The sequence below is a fragment of the Butyricicoccus sp. AM05-1 genome (genome assembly GCF_003474415.1).
Taxonomy (GTDB): Bacteria; Bacillota; Clostridia; order Oscillospirales; family Butyricicoccaceae; genus Agathobaculum; species Agathobaculum butyriciproducens.
Map to the genome: position 1 here is coordinate 70,304 of NZ_QUDG01000002.1, position 14,303 is coordinate 84,606.

Annotated in this window: 16 protein-coding genes; 7 read left to right on the forward strand and 9 right to left on the reverse strand. The window is 55.2% G+C overall.

Annotation, left to right across the window (positions count from 1 at the left end):
* Positions 1 to 92: 92 nt before the first annotated feature.
* The 3 genes from uvrB to DW088_RS04255 all read right to left on the reverse strand — a co-directional run bounded on the left by uvrB (position 93) and on the right by DW088_RS04255 (position 3,662).
* Complete coding sequence (uvrB, locus tag DW088_RS04245) at positions 93 to 2,012, reverse strand: excinuclease ABC subunit UvrB (RefSeq protein WP_243029803.1); 1,920 nt, start codon at positions 2,010 to 2,012, stop codon at positions 93 to 95.
* Between the two features lie 204 nt (positions 2,013 to 2,216).
* Complete coding sequence (locus tag DW088_RS04250; RefSeq protein ID WP_118359765.1) at positions 2,217 to 2,921, reverse strand: JAB domain-containing protein; 705 nt, start codon at positions 2,919 to 2,921, stop codon at positions 2,217 to 2,219.
* A gap of 141 nt (positions 2,922 to 3,062) precedes the next feature.
* Positions 3,063 to 3,662 (reverse strand): GNAT family N-acetyltransferase, encoded by a 600-nt coding sequence (locus tag DW088_RS04255; protein ID WP_117489440.1) that lies wholly within the window; start codon positions 3,660 to 3,662, stop codon positions 3,063 to 3,065.
* Between the two features lie 260 nt (positions 3,663 to 3,922).
* Between DW088_RS04255 and DW088_RS04260 the strand changes: the two genes are divergently transcribed.
* From DW088_RS04260 to DW088_RS04280, 5 genes are all read left to right on the forward strand, one after another.
* Complete coding sequence (locus DW088_RS04260) at positions 3,923 to 4,477, forward strand: DUF4364 family protein (RefSeq protein WP_158574606.1); 555 nt, start codon at positions 3,923 to 3,925, stop codon at positions 4,475 to 4,477.
* Between the two features lie 5 nt (positions 4,478 to 4,482).
* On the forward strand, positions 4,483 to 4,851 hold the full coding sequence (locus DW088_RS04265; protein WP_147357269.1) for a CidA/LrgA family protein: 369 nt from the start codon (positions 4,483 to 4,485) through the stop codon (positions 4,849 to 4,851).
* Entirely contained in the window at positions 4,844 to 5,536 is a 693-nt protein-coding gene (locus DW088_RS04270; protein WP_118359769.1) for an LrgB family protein, read from the forward strand. Before DW088_RS04265 ends, DW088_RS04270 begins: the two co-directional genes overlap by 8 nt.
* Positions 5,537 to 5,666: 130 nt before the next feature.
* Complete coding sequence (locus tag DW088_RS04275; protein WP_118359771.1) at positions 5,667 to 6,944, forward strand: glycosyl hydrolase family 18 protein; 1,278 nt, start codon at positions 5,667 to 5,669, stop codon at positions 6,942 to 6,944.
* A gap of 152 nt (positions 6,945 to 7,096) precedes the next feature.
* On the forward strand, positions 7,097 to 7,642 hold the full coding sequence (locus DW088_RS04280) for a CAP domain-containing protein (RefSeq protein WP_118359773.1): 546 nt from the start codon (positions 7,097 to 7,099) through the stop codon (positions 7,640 to 7,642).
* A 53-nt stretch (positions 7,643 to 7,695) separates the two neighbouring features.
* Here DW088_RS04280 and DW088_RS04285 read toward each other — a convergent pair whose 3' ends face one another.
* The gene (locus DW088_RS04285; protein ID WP_118359775.1) at positions 7,696 to 8,715 is read right to left on the reverse strand and encodes a hypothetical protein; all 1,020 of its coding nucleotides are present in this window, start codon (positions 8,713 to 8,715) and stop codon (positions 7,696 to 7,698) included.
* On the reverse strand, positions 8,712 to 9,194 hold the full coding sequence (locus DW088_RS04290) for an RNA polymerase sigma factor (RefSeq protein ID WP_227108921.1): 483 nt from the start codon (positions 9,192 to 9,194) through the stop codon (positions 8,712 to 8,714). The genes DW088_RS04285 and DW088_RS04290 overlap by 4 nt, the downstream gene beginning before the upstream one ends.
* Positions 9,195 to 9,672: 478 nt before the next feature.
* Between DW088_RS04290 and DW088_RS04295 the strand changes: the two genes are divergently transcribed.
* Together DW088_RS04295 and DW088_RS04300 are read left to right on the forward strand one after the other, a co-directional pair.
* Positions 9,673 to 10,083, forward strand: coding sequence for an RrF2 family transcriptional regulator (locus DW088_RS04295; protein WP_118285485.1), 411 nt, complete (start codon positions 9,673 to 9,675; stop codon positions 10,081 to 10,083).
* Between the two features lie 30 nt (positions 10,084 to 10,113).
* Positions 10,114 to 10,659, forward strand: a complete 546-nt coding sequence (locus tag DW088_RS04300; RefSeq protein WP_110435265.1) for an NADH peroxidase — start codon at positions 10,114 to 10,116, stop codon at positions 10,657 to 10,659.
* 98 nt (positions 10,660 to 10,757) lie between these two features.
* Here the strand turns inward: DW088_RS04300 and DW088_RS04305 are convergent, their stop codons facing one another.
* The 4 genes from DW088_RS04305 to DW088_RS16195 all read right to left on the reverse strand — a co-directional run bounded on the left by DW088_RS04305 (position 10,758) and on the right by DW088_RS16195 (position 14,215).
* On the reverse strand, positions 10,758 to 10,901 hold the full coding sequence (locus DW088_RS04305; protein WP_118359777.1) for a FeoB-associated Cys-rich membrane protein: 144 nt from the start codon (positions 10,899 to 10,901) through the stop codon (positions 10,758 to 10,760).
* A gap of 13 nt (positions 10,902 to 10,914) precedes the next feature.
* Positions 10,915 to 13,299, reverse strand: a complete 2,385-nt coding sequence (feoB, locus tag DW088_RS04310) for a ferrous iron transport protein B (RefSeq protein WP_118359779.1) — start codon at positions 13,297 to 13,299, stop codon at positions 10,915 to 10,917.
* A 290-nt stretch (positions 13,300 to 13,589) separates the two neighbouring features.
* The gene (locus tag DW088_RS16535) at positions 13,590 to 13,730 is read right to left on the reverse strand and encodes a hypothetical protein (protein WP_279217330.1); all 141 of its coding nucleotides are present in this window, start codon (positions 13,728 to 13,730) and stop codon (positions 13,590 to 13,592) included.
* 38 nt (positions 13,731 to 13,768) lie between these two features.
* Positions 13,769 to 14,215, reverse strand: a complete 447-nt coding sequence (locus DW088_RS16195; protein ID WP_147356546.1) for a transposase — start codon at positions 14,213 to 14,215, stop codon at positions 13,769 to 13,771.
* Positions 14,216 to 14,303: the final 88 nt, after the last annotated feature.

The window sequence follows — 14,303 nt, forward strand, 5'->3', positions numbered from 1 at the left end:
CAAAATAATGGAGAATTGAAAATTGTGGTGATGTGCTTTGCACGTTTATTGATCGCCGCGCAGCGGCGTACCTCATTATCCATTCTCAATTTTCATTTTTCCAACGCCTTAATCTGGTCACGAAGCTGTGCTGCGATCTCAAACTCGAGCATCTTCGCGGCTTCCTTCATCTGGCGGGTCAGGCGGGCGATTTCCTGCTGTTTTTCGCCCTTGCTTCGCAGCTTTTTCTTGCTGCTCGAGGGCACATTCGAGGTGATTTCGATAACATCCTGCACCTTTTTATGCACAGACCTGGGGATAATTCCGTGTGCCTTATTAAACGCATCCTGCAGCGCACGGCGGCGCTCGGTCTCGTCCATCGCGCGCTTCATCGAGGGCGTGATGCTGTCTGCATACAGCACGACCATGCCGTGCTCATTTCGTGCGGCGCGGCCGATAGTCTGGATGAGTGAGGTCTCCGACCGGAGAAATCCCTCCTTGTCCGCATCGAGAATGGCAACGAGCGACACCTCGGGAATGTCGAGGCCCTCACGCAGCAGGTTGATGCCGACAAGCACATCGTACACGCCGAGACGCAGATCGCGCACCAGCTCCTGCCGCTCGATGGTCTTAACATCGTGGTGCATATAGCGCACCTTGATGCCGGCGGTTTCAAGGTAATCGGTCAGATCCTCCGCCATCTTCTTGGTGAGCGTGGTAACGAGCACACGTTCGCCCTTCGCCGTGCGGGCGTTGATTTCTCCAATGAGATCGTCGATCTGGCCATCAACCGGACGGACAACGACCTCCGGATCGAGCAGACCGGTCGGGCGAATGACCTGCTCGACCACCTGACCCGAGCGCGACAGCTCATACTCAGCAGGTGTTGCGGAAACATACACAATCTGGTTCAGACGGTCGTTGAACTCGTCAAAATTGAGCGGGCGGTTGTCATACGCGCTCGGCAGGCGGAAGCCGTTTTCGACCAGACTTTCCTTGCGGGCGCGGTCGCCGTGGTACATGGCGCGCACCTGCGGGAGCGTGACGTGGCTCTCGTCCACGATGAGCAGAAAATCCTTCGGGAAATAGTCGATGAGCGTGTACGGCGCACTTCCCGGCGCACGCCGCGACAGCACGCGCGAATAGTTCTCGACGCCCGAGCAGAAACCGATCTCCTGCAGCATTTCAATGTCGTAGCGGGTGCGCTGCGCGATGCGCTGTGCCTCGATCAGCTTGCCGTTTTCCTCGAAGTATTTTACGCGCTGTTCCAGTTCTTCTTCGAGGTCCTTGATGGCTTCCTCCAGTTTTTCCTTGGGCGTGACGTAGTGGCTCGCCGGAAAAACAGCAATATGCCCCAGTTCACCGAGAGAAACGCCGGTCAGCGGGTTAATACGGCTGATGCGGTCCACCTCATCACCGAAAAACTCGATACGGACAACATCCTCATCCGAGTATACCGGCCAGATCTCCACCGTGTCGCCGCGCACGCGGAAGCGGTTGCGCTCGAACGCAATGTCGTTGCGCTCGTACTGAATGTCTATCAGTCGACGGATGAGCTCCTCGCGGCTCATCTCCATGCCCGGACGGATGGAAATGACCATGCTCTTGTAGTCGATCGGATCGCCGAGTGAGTAAATGCACGACACGGACGACACAATGATCACATCGCGTCTCTCGCTCAGTGCCGAGGTCGCAGAGTGGCGCAGGCGGTCAATTTCATCATTGATGGCGGAATCCTTCTCAATATAGGTGTCGGTCGAGGCGATATACGCCTCCGGCTGGTAATAATCGTAGTAGGATACGAAATATTCTACCGCATTCTCAGGAAAAAATTCGCGCAGCTCGGTGCAGAGCTGTGCGGCCAGCGTTTTATTGTGCGCGAGCACCAGCGTCGGGCGCTGGGTCTGCTCGATGATGTTCGCCATGGTGAACGTCTTGCCCGAGCCGGTAACGCCCATCAGCGTCTGCTCGGTCAGACCGTTGTTGATGCCCTCCACCAGTTTGGCTACCGCCTCCGGCTGATCGCCTGCCATTTGGTAGGGGCTGTGTATCTTAAATTCCGGCAAGGAAATAGGCCTCCCTCTTTGCTATTAGCGTGTGCAGTAATTGAGAATGGAGAATGGAAAATGGAGAATGAATGTGCGCCGCACAGCGGCGTATCAAATTCCGTGCTATGCACGGTTCCTTAATTCTCAATTCTCCATTCTCAATTTTCCATTACTTCGACCGTTTACAAATCAGTACCGTTTTCTTAGACTTCCGCTTCTTAATCGACCGATAGATGTGAAATTGCTGCGTGCCACAACGCAGTGATCGACCAGCTCCAAACCCAGTTCGGAGAGCGTGCGCTGCAGACGGTCAGTCATATCAAAATCCTCCTGCGAAGGTGTCGGCGTGCCGTTCGGATGATTATGCGCCAGCGCAACGCCTGCCGCACCGGCCATCAAGGCACCGCGGGCAATCTTGTAGCTGTCCACCTGCACCCGCGCATGTCCGCCGCGTGCGATCTCCTCGCACTTGAGCACACGCCCCGCGCCATCCACATAGGCGGCCAGCAGCACTTCCTCCCGCTCGGCGCACAGCTGCGGCACGAAATATGCGCCGATGCGGTCATAGGTGTTCAGTTTATCGGTAAACTGCTCCATTTTCGCCACATCCGCCTGATAACGGTGAAACAGGGCAAAGCACAGGTGCAGCAGCTCCGCCGAGCGCGGACCGACGCCATCGACCGTCTGCAACTCGTCCTCGGTTGCCTCGAGCACCGCATGCAGTGAACCAAACCGCTGCATCAGCCGGTGTGCTGTCGGGTTGGTGTCGCCCTGCCGTACCGCAAAATACAGCAGCATCTCCAGCACCTCGTGGTCGCTGAAGATCTCCAGTCCGAACCGGCGGAATTTGTCCAGCATGCGCTGGCGGTGACCCATATGCGGGTTGTCTGGCATCTGTATTCCCTCCCCCTGTACAAAATTGAGAATGGAGAATTGAAAATTGAAGATCGAAAGCAGTATCGCGCTCTGCGCGATTGTTTAATACGCCGCTTCGCGGCGTTTCCTTAATTCTCCATTATCCATTCTCAATTCTCATTAAAAATGAATCTTCTCCACCGCCTGATTGAGCGCTCTGGTTACCAGCGGACTGTCCTTAATCTCCGGGAACGGAACGGTCGGCTGCGGTGCGCCGTCATGCGGACGCAGGCTCTTGCCCATCCAGAGGACATCGCGCCACTGACCGAATTTATACATGCTCTCCTGATATGCGCCCGAGATGATAAAGCCCATGGCTTTATGGAACTTCATCGACCGCTCATTCGGTGAAGTGATGCCGACGTAGATATTATAGTATCCCTGCATCGCCAGCAGTTCAAACAGCGCGGCGTAAATCGCACCGGCGATACCGTGGCGGTGCTGCTCCTGTGCAACGTAGATGGACGTTTCGACCGACCACTGATAGGCGGCGCGGGTACGGTGCGGCGCCGCATAGCCATAGCCGACGACCTCGCCGTCAATACGGCAGACCAGCCACGGCAGCTTTTGGGTATAGGTGCGCCACCGGCGGGTAAACTCCTCCATTGAAGGAGCATCGTACTCGCTCGACACAGTGGTTTGAACAACATACGGCGCATACAGCGCAAGCATCTCGGCAATATCTTCTTCCTCTGCAGGACGCAGAACAACTTCCGGCATGATTTTTTCCTCGTTTCGACATAATCTCGATATAAGTATACCGCATTCATTTTTTATGTTCAATAGGAGATTGTCAAAAAATCGCACATTTGTTCGCCTTGCATCTGCTGATTTTTTTACAGTATAATTCTTGCCGTTCTATATAATATTCTTTGTCATTTCAGCCGATTGCATTTTGCCCTGCCGAGTAGTATACTATGAAAAGCACTGACGAAAACGGCGTTTCGCCCTGCCGGGGAAGAGAAGGAGGCATCGCGCATATGGTTCGCTACGGTTTTATCCATACCAAAGAGGATATCAAGTTTCTGGTCCTGTTCGCCATGGATCTGCTGCCATTCCCGGTCAGCTTCAGCACCATTGTGGACTTAACGACCTGGTGCGACGAAGGCTTTGGCTACTTTGAGCTGAGCGAGGCTTTCTACGAGATGGTCCCGACCGGACACATCGAGGAGATACCCGACGAAGAAGAAACCCTGTACGCCATCACCGAAAAGGGACGCGAGGCTACCCGCATTTTCGAGAAGCAGCTTCCCTATCCGGTCCGCGAAGCCGCACAGCGCTCTGCGCTGCGTGTCGTCCGCCAGATCCGGCGCGACGCCGGCATCCACACCGCCGTCACCGAGCACGGCCCGAACGACCTGACCGTCCGCATGGAAATGGAGCAGGTGTTCGCAGTGGAAATGAACGTCGTCAGTCACGGACAGGCTGCCATGCTCGAGCGTACCTTTAAGGAAAACGCCGAGGCCGTCTATCAAACATTGCTCACCGCAATGACAAAAAACTACGCAAACGAGAAAGAAGCGCAAAAACCTTGAAACACATGAAGCAACTCGGTGTGCTGCTTGCCTGCTGTGTCGGCGGCTCACTGCTCTCCCTTTTACTCCGCGGTCTGCTGCCCGGCAACGTGCTCGGTCTGACCCTGCTGCTCGCCCTGCTCATCTTCGGCGCGGTACGTCTGCACCATGTAGAGAGCGTAGCGGATTTTCTGCTGCAGAACATGGCGTTTTTCTTTCTGCCCGCCATGCTGGGCGTGCTGGAAATCTGGAACGACATCAAAAGCGAAGCACTTGCCATCCTTGCCGTCTGCCTGCTGACCACGCTGTGTACTGCCGCTGCTACCGCACTGACCGTACATATCGTGTTCCGTCTGCAGCATCGTGAAACCGAGGAGGCGTTCGACCATGACTGATCTTCTCTCCTCTTCGCAGTTCTGGCTGCTGATTTCCATCGGTTTTTATGCACTCGGCGTAGAGATTCAAAGGAAAACCGGCTCTCCGGTCTGCAATCCGCTGCTGATTGCCTCGATTCTGGTCGGTGCGCTGCTGATCGCAACCGGCACCCCCTACCAGACCTATGAGGAATCCGGCAAGCTGATCTCGTTCTTCCTGACGCCGGCAACGGTAGCGCTTGCGATCCCGATTTACCGCAAGCTGGATGTACTGCTGAAAAACCTGCTGCCCATCCTGCTCGGCGCGTTCGTCGGCTCGATGGTATCCATCGGCAGCGTGCTGCTCTTCAGCCATCTGTTCGGTCTGAGCGAAAGCACGACGCTTTCTCTCGTGCCGAAATCGGTAACAACTCCGATTGCAGTCGCGGTAGCCGAAATGCTCGGCGGCGTAACCTCCATCACCGCGATTGCGGTTGTCGTCACCGGCATCATCGGCGCGATCATCCTGCCGACCTTCCTCAAGTGCATCGGCGTGCGCAATCCGGTGCAGATGGGCCTGTCCATCGGCACGGCAGCTCATGCAGTCGGTACCTCGCGCGCCATTGAGCTGGGTGAGACCGAAGGCGCGATTTCCGGTCTGGCGATCGGCGTTGCCGGTCTGCTGACGGCACTTATCGTTTCCATCGGCTCTGCTATTTTGCTGTAAGCAGTAATTGAAAATTGAGAATGGAGAATGTCGCTATCCTTGCGCGATACCCTAATTCTCCATTATCCATTCTCCATTCACAAAACCACCTTTCCCCTGCATAAAATGCAGGAAGAAAGGTGGTTTTTCTATGGTGATCCATGTTGTTCGGCCGGGTGATTCGCTGTACCGCATTGCGCAGCTGCACGGTATTCCCCTGCCGTTCCTCATCCAGCAGAATGAGCTGCACGAGCCGTACCGCTTAACGCCCGGGCAGACCATTGTCGTTCCGCAGCCGGAAAAGACGTACATCGTCCGCCGCGGCGACACGCTCGGCAGCATTGCCGCGCAGAACAGCACAACCGTGATGCAGCTGTGGCAGAACAATCCGCAGCTTGGCGGCACCGACCGCATTCAGCCGGGGCAGATGCTTGTACTCAGCTACGGAAACAAGCTGGGACGCTTTGCGGTGAACGGCTACGCCTATCCGAGCATCGACCTGCGCGTTCTGCGCCGCACACTGCCCTATCTGACGTACTTATCCGTATTTTCCGTCGGTTTTGACAACGCCGGACGCATTTTACCGTTCTCCGCCGAGCTGCTCGTGCGCATGGCGCGGCAGTATCAGGTAAAGCCTTTGCTCGTTCTGACAACACTCGGCGAGGACGGGCAGTTCTCCGGCGAACGTGCCCACCAGCTGCTGAACACCCCGACGGCTCGCGCGGCGCTGATCGAAAATCTGGCACAGGTACTGGCCATGCAGGGCTTCGCCGGTGTGGACATCGACTTTGAGTACGTGCCGCCGGAGGACGCGGACGCATATGCCGCGTTTGTCCGCTCGGTCCGCGAGCGGCTCTCGCCTGCCGGATACACGGTCTTCGCGGCACTCGCGCCTAAAACCTCCGCCGCGCAGCAAGGTCTTCTGTATGAGGCACACGACTATGCCGCGCTCGGCTCTGCGGCGGACCGTGCCCTGCTGATGACCTATGAATGGGGTTACACGCTGTCCGCTCCGATGGCGGTCGCGCCAATTAACAAGGTAGCGCAGGTCGTGCGGTTTGCCGTGTCGCAGGTGCCGCCGGATAAGCTGTTCATGGGCATCCCGAACTACGGCTACGACTGGGCGCTGCCCTATGTGCAGGGACAGTCGCGCGCCCGCAGTCTGGGCAACGTGCAGGCCGTCGAGCAGGCGATTCAGGTCGGCGCGCCAATTCATTATGATGACACGGCACAGTCTCCGCACTACAACTACTGGCGCGACCGTGCCGAGCACGAGGTCTGGTTTGAGGATGCGCGTTCTATCCGTGCCAAACTGGCACTTGCCGGAGAATATCAGCTGGCAGGCGTCAGCATCTGGAATATCATGCGGTATTTTCCGCAGCTGTGGCTCGTGCTGAACAGCCTGTACGACATCGAAAAGCTTGGATAAAATTCACCAAACCGACCGATTTTCCCCTGTTTCGGTCGGTTTTTTCCGTGCTTCGGCAGTTTCTCCTCGGATTTCCATTGCAAAACGGTTACAAAACCCGCTATCATACGGTGCATGGGAGTTTCCCGCAAAATTCAAGGAGGTATCTACCTATGAAGTTCAAGAGACTCGTGCCGCTGGCACTTGCGCTTGTCATCGCATCCACCACTGCTGCAGAAGCTGCACATCTGCAGCAGAACCGCTTTTCGTTCGTCGTGCGTCCGAATTACACACAAACGGTCAGCCGTCCTTCTGCGAGCAAGCCCTCACCAAGCACCGCCGCGAACAGCAGCTACGCCGCGCAGGTGGTCTCACTGGTAAACGCCGAGCGTGCCAGACAGGGACTTCCCGCGCTGACCATCAGCACCGCGGTGCAGCAGGCGGCGCAGATCCGCGCCGGAGAACTGCAAACCAGCTTTTCGCACACGCGCCCGAGCGGCGCATCCTGCTTTACCGCGCTGACCGAGGCCGGCGTTTCCTACGCGCGTGCCGGCGAAAACATCGCCTATGGTCAGAGCACGCCGGAGGCTGTTGTGCAGTCGTGGATGAGCTCGTCCGGCCACCGCGCGAACATTCTCAGCAGCAGCTTCACCACCATCGGCATCGGCTGTACCGTTGTGAACGGAACCGCATACTGGGCACAGCTTTTCACCGCATAAACGCAAAACAGACCGCATTAGCGGTCTGTTTTGTTGCTCTATCCTGCCGTTTATCACGAGAGCGGATACACCTCGCCGTTGATGGTGACCGACTGCACATTATCCAAGTCAAATGCACGCGCGAGCACCGCAATCTCGGTGTCGATACGGTCGGTGTCCTCGGTGGAATTGAAACCGTAGGTATACAGAGTACGGTCAATATCCGCATTTTCGTCCAGAATGACGTACTCCGAGCCGTCCCTCAGCTGCACGCTCAGCTTATCGACCTCGTCCACCGTGCAGTGCATATCCGCATTGCGGATGCGGATGCCGATCTGCGACAGCGTTACATCGCCGTCTGCGCTCGTCAGGTACGGCATCTGCTGAAATTCCGGCAGATCGACCGCCAGAACCGTCTTTGCGGTACCCGCTCCGTCCGCACGCACGGTCGTTTTACCCGGCTCAAGTGCCTCCAGACGGAGCGGCTCTCCCTGCCTGTAATCGCTCGAAATCGAAAATGCGCCCTCGAAATAGTAGTCGTTGTCGGTCGAACGCGCGGTATCGAGATAAAATTCACTGCCGCAGAAGCCGCTGTCGCCGTACATGACCTCGAAATCAAGCTGTCCCTCCTCGGCATAGCACGAGGACAGCGTGGACCATGTGATGTCTGGCTTGTTCTGATAGCTGTCGATCAGGTGCGCCAGCGTGAACGGCTTTACGCCGTCCTGCTTTTTGTTTGCAAGGTGCAGACTGATCACGCCCGTACCCGCACTCTCGTCAAACAGCACTGACTCCACCGACAGACGGTAATGCTCGTTCTCATCGGTCAACTTGGCGTTGTCCGCCGTCTGTACATACCCTTCGAGATTCGCGTCTCCGCCATTCGGAAACAGCAGCGGAAACCAGCTCTGTGCATTCGCGGCAAATGCGGTTCCGCCGATGCACAGCGCTGCCGCCAGTCCGGTGCAGACGATTTTCTTCGATGAAAAACGGCGTACCGGCTTGCTTTCTCGCTCGGGCAGGCTGTCCAGCGCCCTGCGGACACTGCGGTCAAATTCTTCGGTCATTTTCGGGAAATCATTATGGTTCATCATGCGAAGCACGCTCCTTTCAAGTCCTTGCGCAAATGCTCTCTTGCCGCTCGGAGACGAGTCTTGACCGTGTTTTCCGGTATGCCGAGCATTCCGGCAATCTCACGGGTCTTAAAGCCCTCTAAGTAGTACAGCTCCACCGGCAGGCGCAGCTTTTCCTCCAGTGCGGTGATGGCGGCATACAGGTCGCTGTGATCATCAGCCGCAGGCGCCGGTATCGCCTCTGCAGCAGCCGCATCATACGGCGCAAGCCGCTGCTGACGGCGCAATATCGTGCTGCACTCGTTGATGAGTATGCGGACCAGCCACGTTTTGAAATACCGCGTGCTGCGCAGCGAATCCAGTTGCTCCCACGCCCGCAGGATTGCCTGCTGCGCCGCGTCTGCACAGTCATGCTCGCTGCGGAGCATGGTTTTCGCTACGCGGTACAGCGTAGGCTCGGCTGCCAGCACCGCGGAGGTAAATTGCTCTCTATCCATCATAAGCGAATTCTCCTTTCCGAAAGCGTCCGGACAGCGCAGACAGGTTTCGTCAAAAGCGCTTTCTGTCTGCGGCTTTCATCTATTAGACGGTTCGGTGCGGCAAATGGTTTTGTGAAAGGGAAAATTTTTCGTACTTGCATTTTGCATTACCTATTATACAGTACAAGCGCACAAAACGAAATCGGTACAGAGATTCCAAACACATTCCCCCACCGCATCGCACAATACAAATGAATAAATGAAGAATGCTGAATCTCCACGTTCATTTTCCATCCTCCATTCCTGAACCGATAGACAAAAGTCTCCCGCCATGGTATACTGTCCTTATCTGGTATAGTTAATCCGATCCAAAAGCAAGTTACTTATTGATAACTATTATCAAATAAAAAATATTATTTATTTTTAAGAAAACCTATTGACATTTTGGCACAACACGGTTATACTAAAGTTGTTCCAAGGAGAGAAAGGAAGGAACGATTTGAGAATCACACATGAAGCGGATTATGCAATTCGTGTGACCTATTGTCTGGCACTTGCAGGCGAAAAGCAGTGCGCGAAGGATATTTCCGAGGCAACCGGCGTAACACTCCGGTTTGCGCTTAAAATTCTCCGCAAGCTGACGCAGTCCGGTATTACAAAATCCTATAAGGGCGTTGCCGGCGGCTATGAGCTGAACCACTCCCCATCGGAGATCAGTCTCGGCGCGATCATCGAATGCATCGATGGTCCGATCGCCATCAATCACTGCCTTGCAAATGAGTTCCAGTGCACACACATGGGCACCCAGAATGAATGTGATTTTCATCGCGTGTTCTCGGAGATCAACCGATCTCTGCGCGATCAGCTTTGTTCGATAACAATGGATCGTTTCCTGCCCCCTCAAAAATAAATTTGTTCAACGATACAGGAGGAAAAAATCATGAAAAAGTTTGTTTGTTCCGTATGTGGTTATGTATATGAAGGCGAAGCAGCTCCGGCAGAGTGCCCGATCTGCCACGCACCGGCAGAGAAGTTCAAGGAGCAGGCTGGCGAAAAGACCTGGGCAGCTGAGCACGTTGTAGGCGTTGCACAGGGTGCTCCGGAGGACATCATGGCTGACCTGCGTGCTAACTTTGAGGGCGAGTGCTCCGAGGTTGGTATGTATCTGGCAATGGCTCGCGTTGCACACCGCGAGGGCTATCCGGAAATCGGCCTGTACTGGGAGAAGGCTGCATTCGAGGAAGCAGAGCACGCTGCTAAGTTCGCAGAGCTGCTTGGCGAGGTTGTAACCGACTCCACCGAGAAGAACCTGCAGATGCGTGTAGACGCTGAGAACGGCGCAACCGCTGGCAAGTTTGATCTGGCAAAGCGCGCTAAGGCTCTGAACCTCGATGCTATCCATGACACCGTACATGAGATGGCACGCGACGAGGCTCGCCACGGCAAGGCTTTCGAGGGCCTGCTGAAGCGTTACTTCAACAAGTAATTGAGACTATTCAGAGGACAGGCAGAAATGCCTGCCCTCTTTTTTCAGGAACCGATAAACAGCAGCCTGTCCGCTCTTGGAACGGACAGGCTGCTGTTTTATTTGTGTTTTTCACTTTTGCATTGCACGGGACAGCCGGAGCAGTGTCCGGAACAGCCGGACGGATGCTTTTTCATCGAACGGTGCGCGGCAAACAGCGCGATACCGATCAATGCCAGAATCAAAATAGTGGGGAGATTCATATACCGTGCCTCCTTATGCCAGACCAAATGCAAGACCGACACAGCGGACGGCAAAGGCAATGAGCCATGCAATCACGCATTGGGTCAGCGCAGTCGTGATGGCAGCCCGTGTGCTGCCCATCTCACGCTTTACGGTGGCAATTGCCGCAACACAAGGGGTGTAGAGCAGCACGAATACCAGAAATACGACCGCGGTAAACGGCGTAAACAGGGTGCCGATGCTAGATACCTCGCCGCCGAGCAGCAGCGTCAGCGTGGATACAACGCTTTCCTTTGCGGTAAAGCCGGTAATCAGGGCGGTGGACACGCGCCAGTCCGCAAAGCCGAGCGGTGCGAACAGCGGTGCAAAAATGCTGCCCAGCGCAGCCAGCAGGCTGCTTTCCGGCATAGACACCACATTAAAGCGTGCATCGAAGGTCTGCAGGAACCAGATTACGATAGAAGCAGCAAAGATAATGGTAAATGCCTTCTGGATAAAGCCCTTTGCCTTTTCCCAGATAAGGTGCACAACACTTTTGGCACTGGGCAGACGGTAATTCGGCAGCTCCATAACGAACGGAACCGGTTCGCCCTTGAAGCGGGAGACCTTCAAAATGACCGCATACAGGATGCCGCAAAGAATGCCGAACAGATACAGGCCAATCATGGCAAGCGCACGATACTGCCTGGGGAAAAAGGCGCTGATCATCATGGTGTAGATGGGCAGCTTGGCCGAGCAGCTCATAAACGGGGTAAGTAAAATCGTCATGCGGCGGTCACGCTCACTGGACAGTGTGCGGGTAGCCATGATGGCCGGAACCGAGCAGCCAAAGCCGACCAGCATCGGCACAAAGCTGCGGCCGGACAGTCCCAGCTTGCGGAGCGGCCGGTCCATGATAAAGGCCACACGCGCCATATAGCCGGTGTCCTCCAGAATCGAGAGGAAGAAGAACAGCGTTACAATGGTCGGCAGGAAGCTGAGTACGCTGCCAACGCCGTTTGCGATACCGTCTACAACGAGCGAGTGAACAACGGGGTTGATCTGCAGGGCGGATAATCCGGCATCCAGCCACGAAATGCAGGCATCGACCAGAACGGTCATGCCGTCGGACAGCCATGCGCCGATCCAGCTGAAGGTCATGATGAAGATCAAACCCATGATACCGGCAAAGCAAGGGATAGCGGTGTATTTGCCGGTCAAAAAGCGGTCGATCGCCATACTGCGTTTATGCTCTTTGCTCTCGTGCGGGCGGACGACTGTTGTGCTGCACAGATTTTCCAGAAAGCTGAACCGCATGTTTGCCAGCGCCGCTTCGCGGTCCAGACCGGAATCCTTCTCCATGACGGATACGATCTGGTCAAAAGCGGAGCGATTGTCATCGGACAGTGCGAGCGCCTTTTCGATCAGCGGGTCCTTTTCGATCAGCTTGGTGGCGGCAAAGCGTACCGGCAGACCGGCTCGTTTGGCATTCGGCTCGATCATCAGGGCGGTTGCATGGATGCATCGGTGAACAGCGGCGACCGGATCGTTCTTGTCGCTGCTGTCCTGGCAGAAGTCGATGCCTCTGGGCATTTCCTGATAGCGGGCGATGTGGATCGCGTGGTCGATCAGCTCATCAATGCCCTCGTTCTTTGCGGCCGAAATCGGCACTACCGGAATGCCGAGTGCCTGTTCAAGCTCATTTACATGGACGGTGCCGCCGTTTGCACGGACCTCGTCCATCATATTCAACGCCAGCACCATCGGAATGCCCAGCTCCATCATCTGCATGGTCAGGTAGAGGTTTCGCTCAATGTTGGTCGCGTCTACAATATTGATGATGCCGTCCGGCTTGTTGTCCAGCAGAAAGCTGCGGGTTACGATCTCCTCGCTGGAATACGGTGACAGCGAATAGATGCCGGGCAGGTCGGTAACGGTTGCCTCCGGATGGCTGCGGATCGTGCCGTCCTTGCGATCCACCGTAACACCGGGGAAGTTGCCGACATGCTGGTTGGCACCGGTCAGCTGATTGAACAGCGTCGTTTTGCCGCAGTTCTGATTGCCGGCAAGCGCAAAGGTCAATTTTTTACCGGCAGCCGCGGCTTTGGCGTGCTCATAAATGTGGTAGTCCTTGGATTTCCTGAGCTCGCCCATGCCGGGGTGCGCCGCAGGACGGTGGCGTACCTGTCCGGCGGAAGGCTTTTTTGTTCGCTGATACGGCGTGCCGACTTCGATCTTCCGCGCTTCATCCAAGCGCAGGGTCAATTCATAGCCGCGCAGCTCAAACTGCACCGGATCACCCATCGGAGCGACCTTCTGCAGCGTGACCTCGGTCTGCGGCGTCAGTCCCATATCGAGCAGGTGATGGCGCAAGGCTCCGCTTCCGCCTACTGCGGTGATTTTTGCACTTTCATGCGGTTTCAGTTTATCCAATGTCATATCTATATCTCCTCGCGGCTTCGTGCCGTCGACAGTTTTGCTCTATACTCGTAGACTATTATTCTCCTATGAGCGGGAGTTGTCAATGTTTATTATACAGCAATCCTGCCGATTGTGCACACGCAACACACGGATGACATCGAGAATTACGAGGAACATGACGCCAACATCAGTATTGCGGACAGCGCCAGACGAGCGAGCTTGACGAACAGAGCAAAAACGATATTCCGGTACGCTGCAAAGCGGACCGCGTCAAGTAATGTTCGCAAAAAGGCTCCTGAAAAATGAAGTTAGGCTGCGGTGATCAGTGTGGCCGCAATGGATTCATGGCTTATGTAGGCTCTGGAAACAGACCAGTCCTCGGCGTATTCCATAAGATACGTTGTCACCAGGCGAACATAGGAACTTTCATTCGGAAAGATTCCGACCACGCTGGTACGTCTGCGGATTTCACGATTCAATCTCTCAATCATGTTGGAAGATAAGATTTTTCACGCATCCAGCATTGTGAATGCATAGAAGACCAGAGAATCTTCCAATCCGTCTTCAAGGCACTGACCGCTTTCGGAAAGCGCTTGGCATAGGAGTCGATCACCTCATATGCGCGCTTTCTGGCGAACTCAGCCGTAGGCGCCGGCCAGATTTCCTTGAGTGTCTCAGCGAAGGATTTCTTCTCTTTCTGCGGCACATAGGCCAGACTATTCCGCATGAAATGCACCTTGCAGCGCTGCCATGAGGCTCTGGAAAAGGACTCACGAATTGCCGAAACCAACCCAGAGTGAGCATCTGAAATGATAAGCTTGGGCGTAGACAGACCACAGTCCTTCAGATTCTGAAACAGCACTCCACAGGAGCTCTTGGATTCTTCGGCCATAGGTTCAGCGGCGATGATACCTCGATGTCCATCCTGTTTCAAAAAACAGGACAACTTATCTGAGATCGGAGATTTCTTCACATTTACATGATATAATTAGAAAAATAAAAAACAGGACAGAAGGTCAAGC

Bases quoted from the DNA above. Each gene is read 5' to 3' on its own strand.
- uvrB (WP_243029803.1), bottom strand. From the start codon at position 2,012: ATGGCAGGCGATCAGCCGGAGGCGGTAGCCAAACTGGTGGAGGGCATC.
- DW088_RS04250 (WP_118359765.1), bottom strand. From the start codon at position 2,921: ATGCCAGACAACCCGCATATGGGTCACCGCCAGCGCATGCTGGACAAA.
- DW088_RS04255 (WP_117489440.1), bottom strand. From the start codon at position 3,662: ATGCCGGAAGTTGTTCTGCGTCCTGCAGAGGAAGAAGATATTGCCGAG.
- DW088_RS04260 (WP_158574606.1), top strand. From the start codon at position 3,923: ATGGTTCGCTACGGTTTTATCCATACCAAAGAGGATATCAAGTTTCTG.
- DW088_RS04265 (WP_147357269.1), top strand. From the start codon at position 4,483: ATGAAGCAACTCGGTGTGCTGCTTGCCTGCTGTGTCGGCGGCTCACTG.
- DW088_RS04270 (WP_118359769.1), top strand. From the start codon at position 4,844: ATGACTGATCTTCTCTCCTCTTCGCAGTTCTGGCTGCTGATTTCCATC.
- DW088_RS04275 (WP_118359771.1), top strand. From the start codon at position 5,667: ATGGTGATCCATGTTGTTCGGCCGGGTGATTCGCTGTACCGCATTGCG.
- DW088_RS04280 (WP_118359773.1), top strand. From the start codon at position 7,097: ATGAAGTTCAAGAGACTCGTGCCGCTGGCACTTGCGCTTGTCATCGCA.
- DW088_RS04285 (WP_118359775.1), bottom strand. From the start codon at position 8,715: ATGATGAACCATAATGATTTCCCGAAAATGACCGAAGAATTTGACCGC.
- DW088_RS04290 (WP_227108921.1), bottom strand. From the start codon at position 9,194: ATGATGGATAGAGAGCAATTTACCTCCGCGGTGCTGGCAGCCGAGCCT.
- DW088_RS04300 (WP_110435265.1), top strand. From the start codon at position 10,114: ATGAAAAAGTTTGTTTGTTCCGTATGTGGTTATGTATATGAAGGCGAA.
- DW088_RS04305 (WP_118359777.1), bottom strand. From the start codon at position 10,901: ATGAATCTCCCCACTATTTTGATTCTGGCATTGATCGGTATCGCGCTG.
- feoB (WP_118359779.1), bottom strand. From the start codon at position 13,299: ATGACATTGGATAAACTGAAACCGCATGAAAGTGCAAAAATCACCGCA.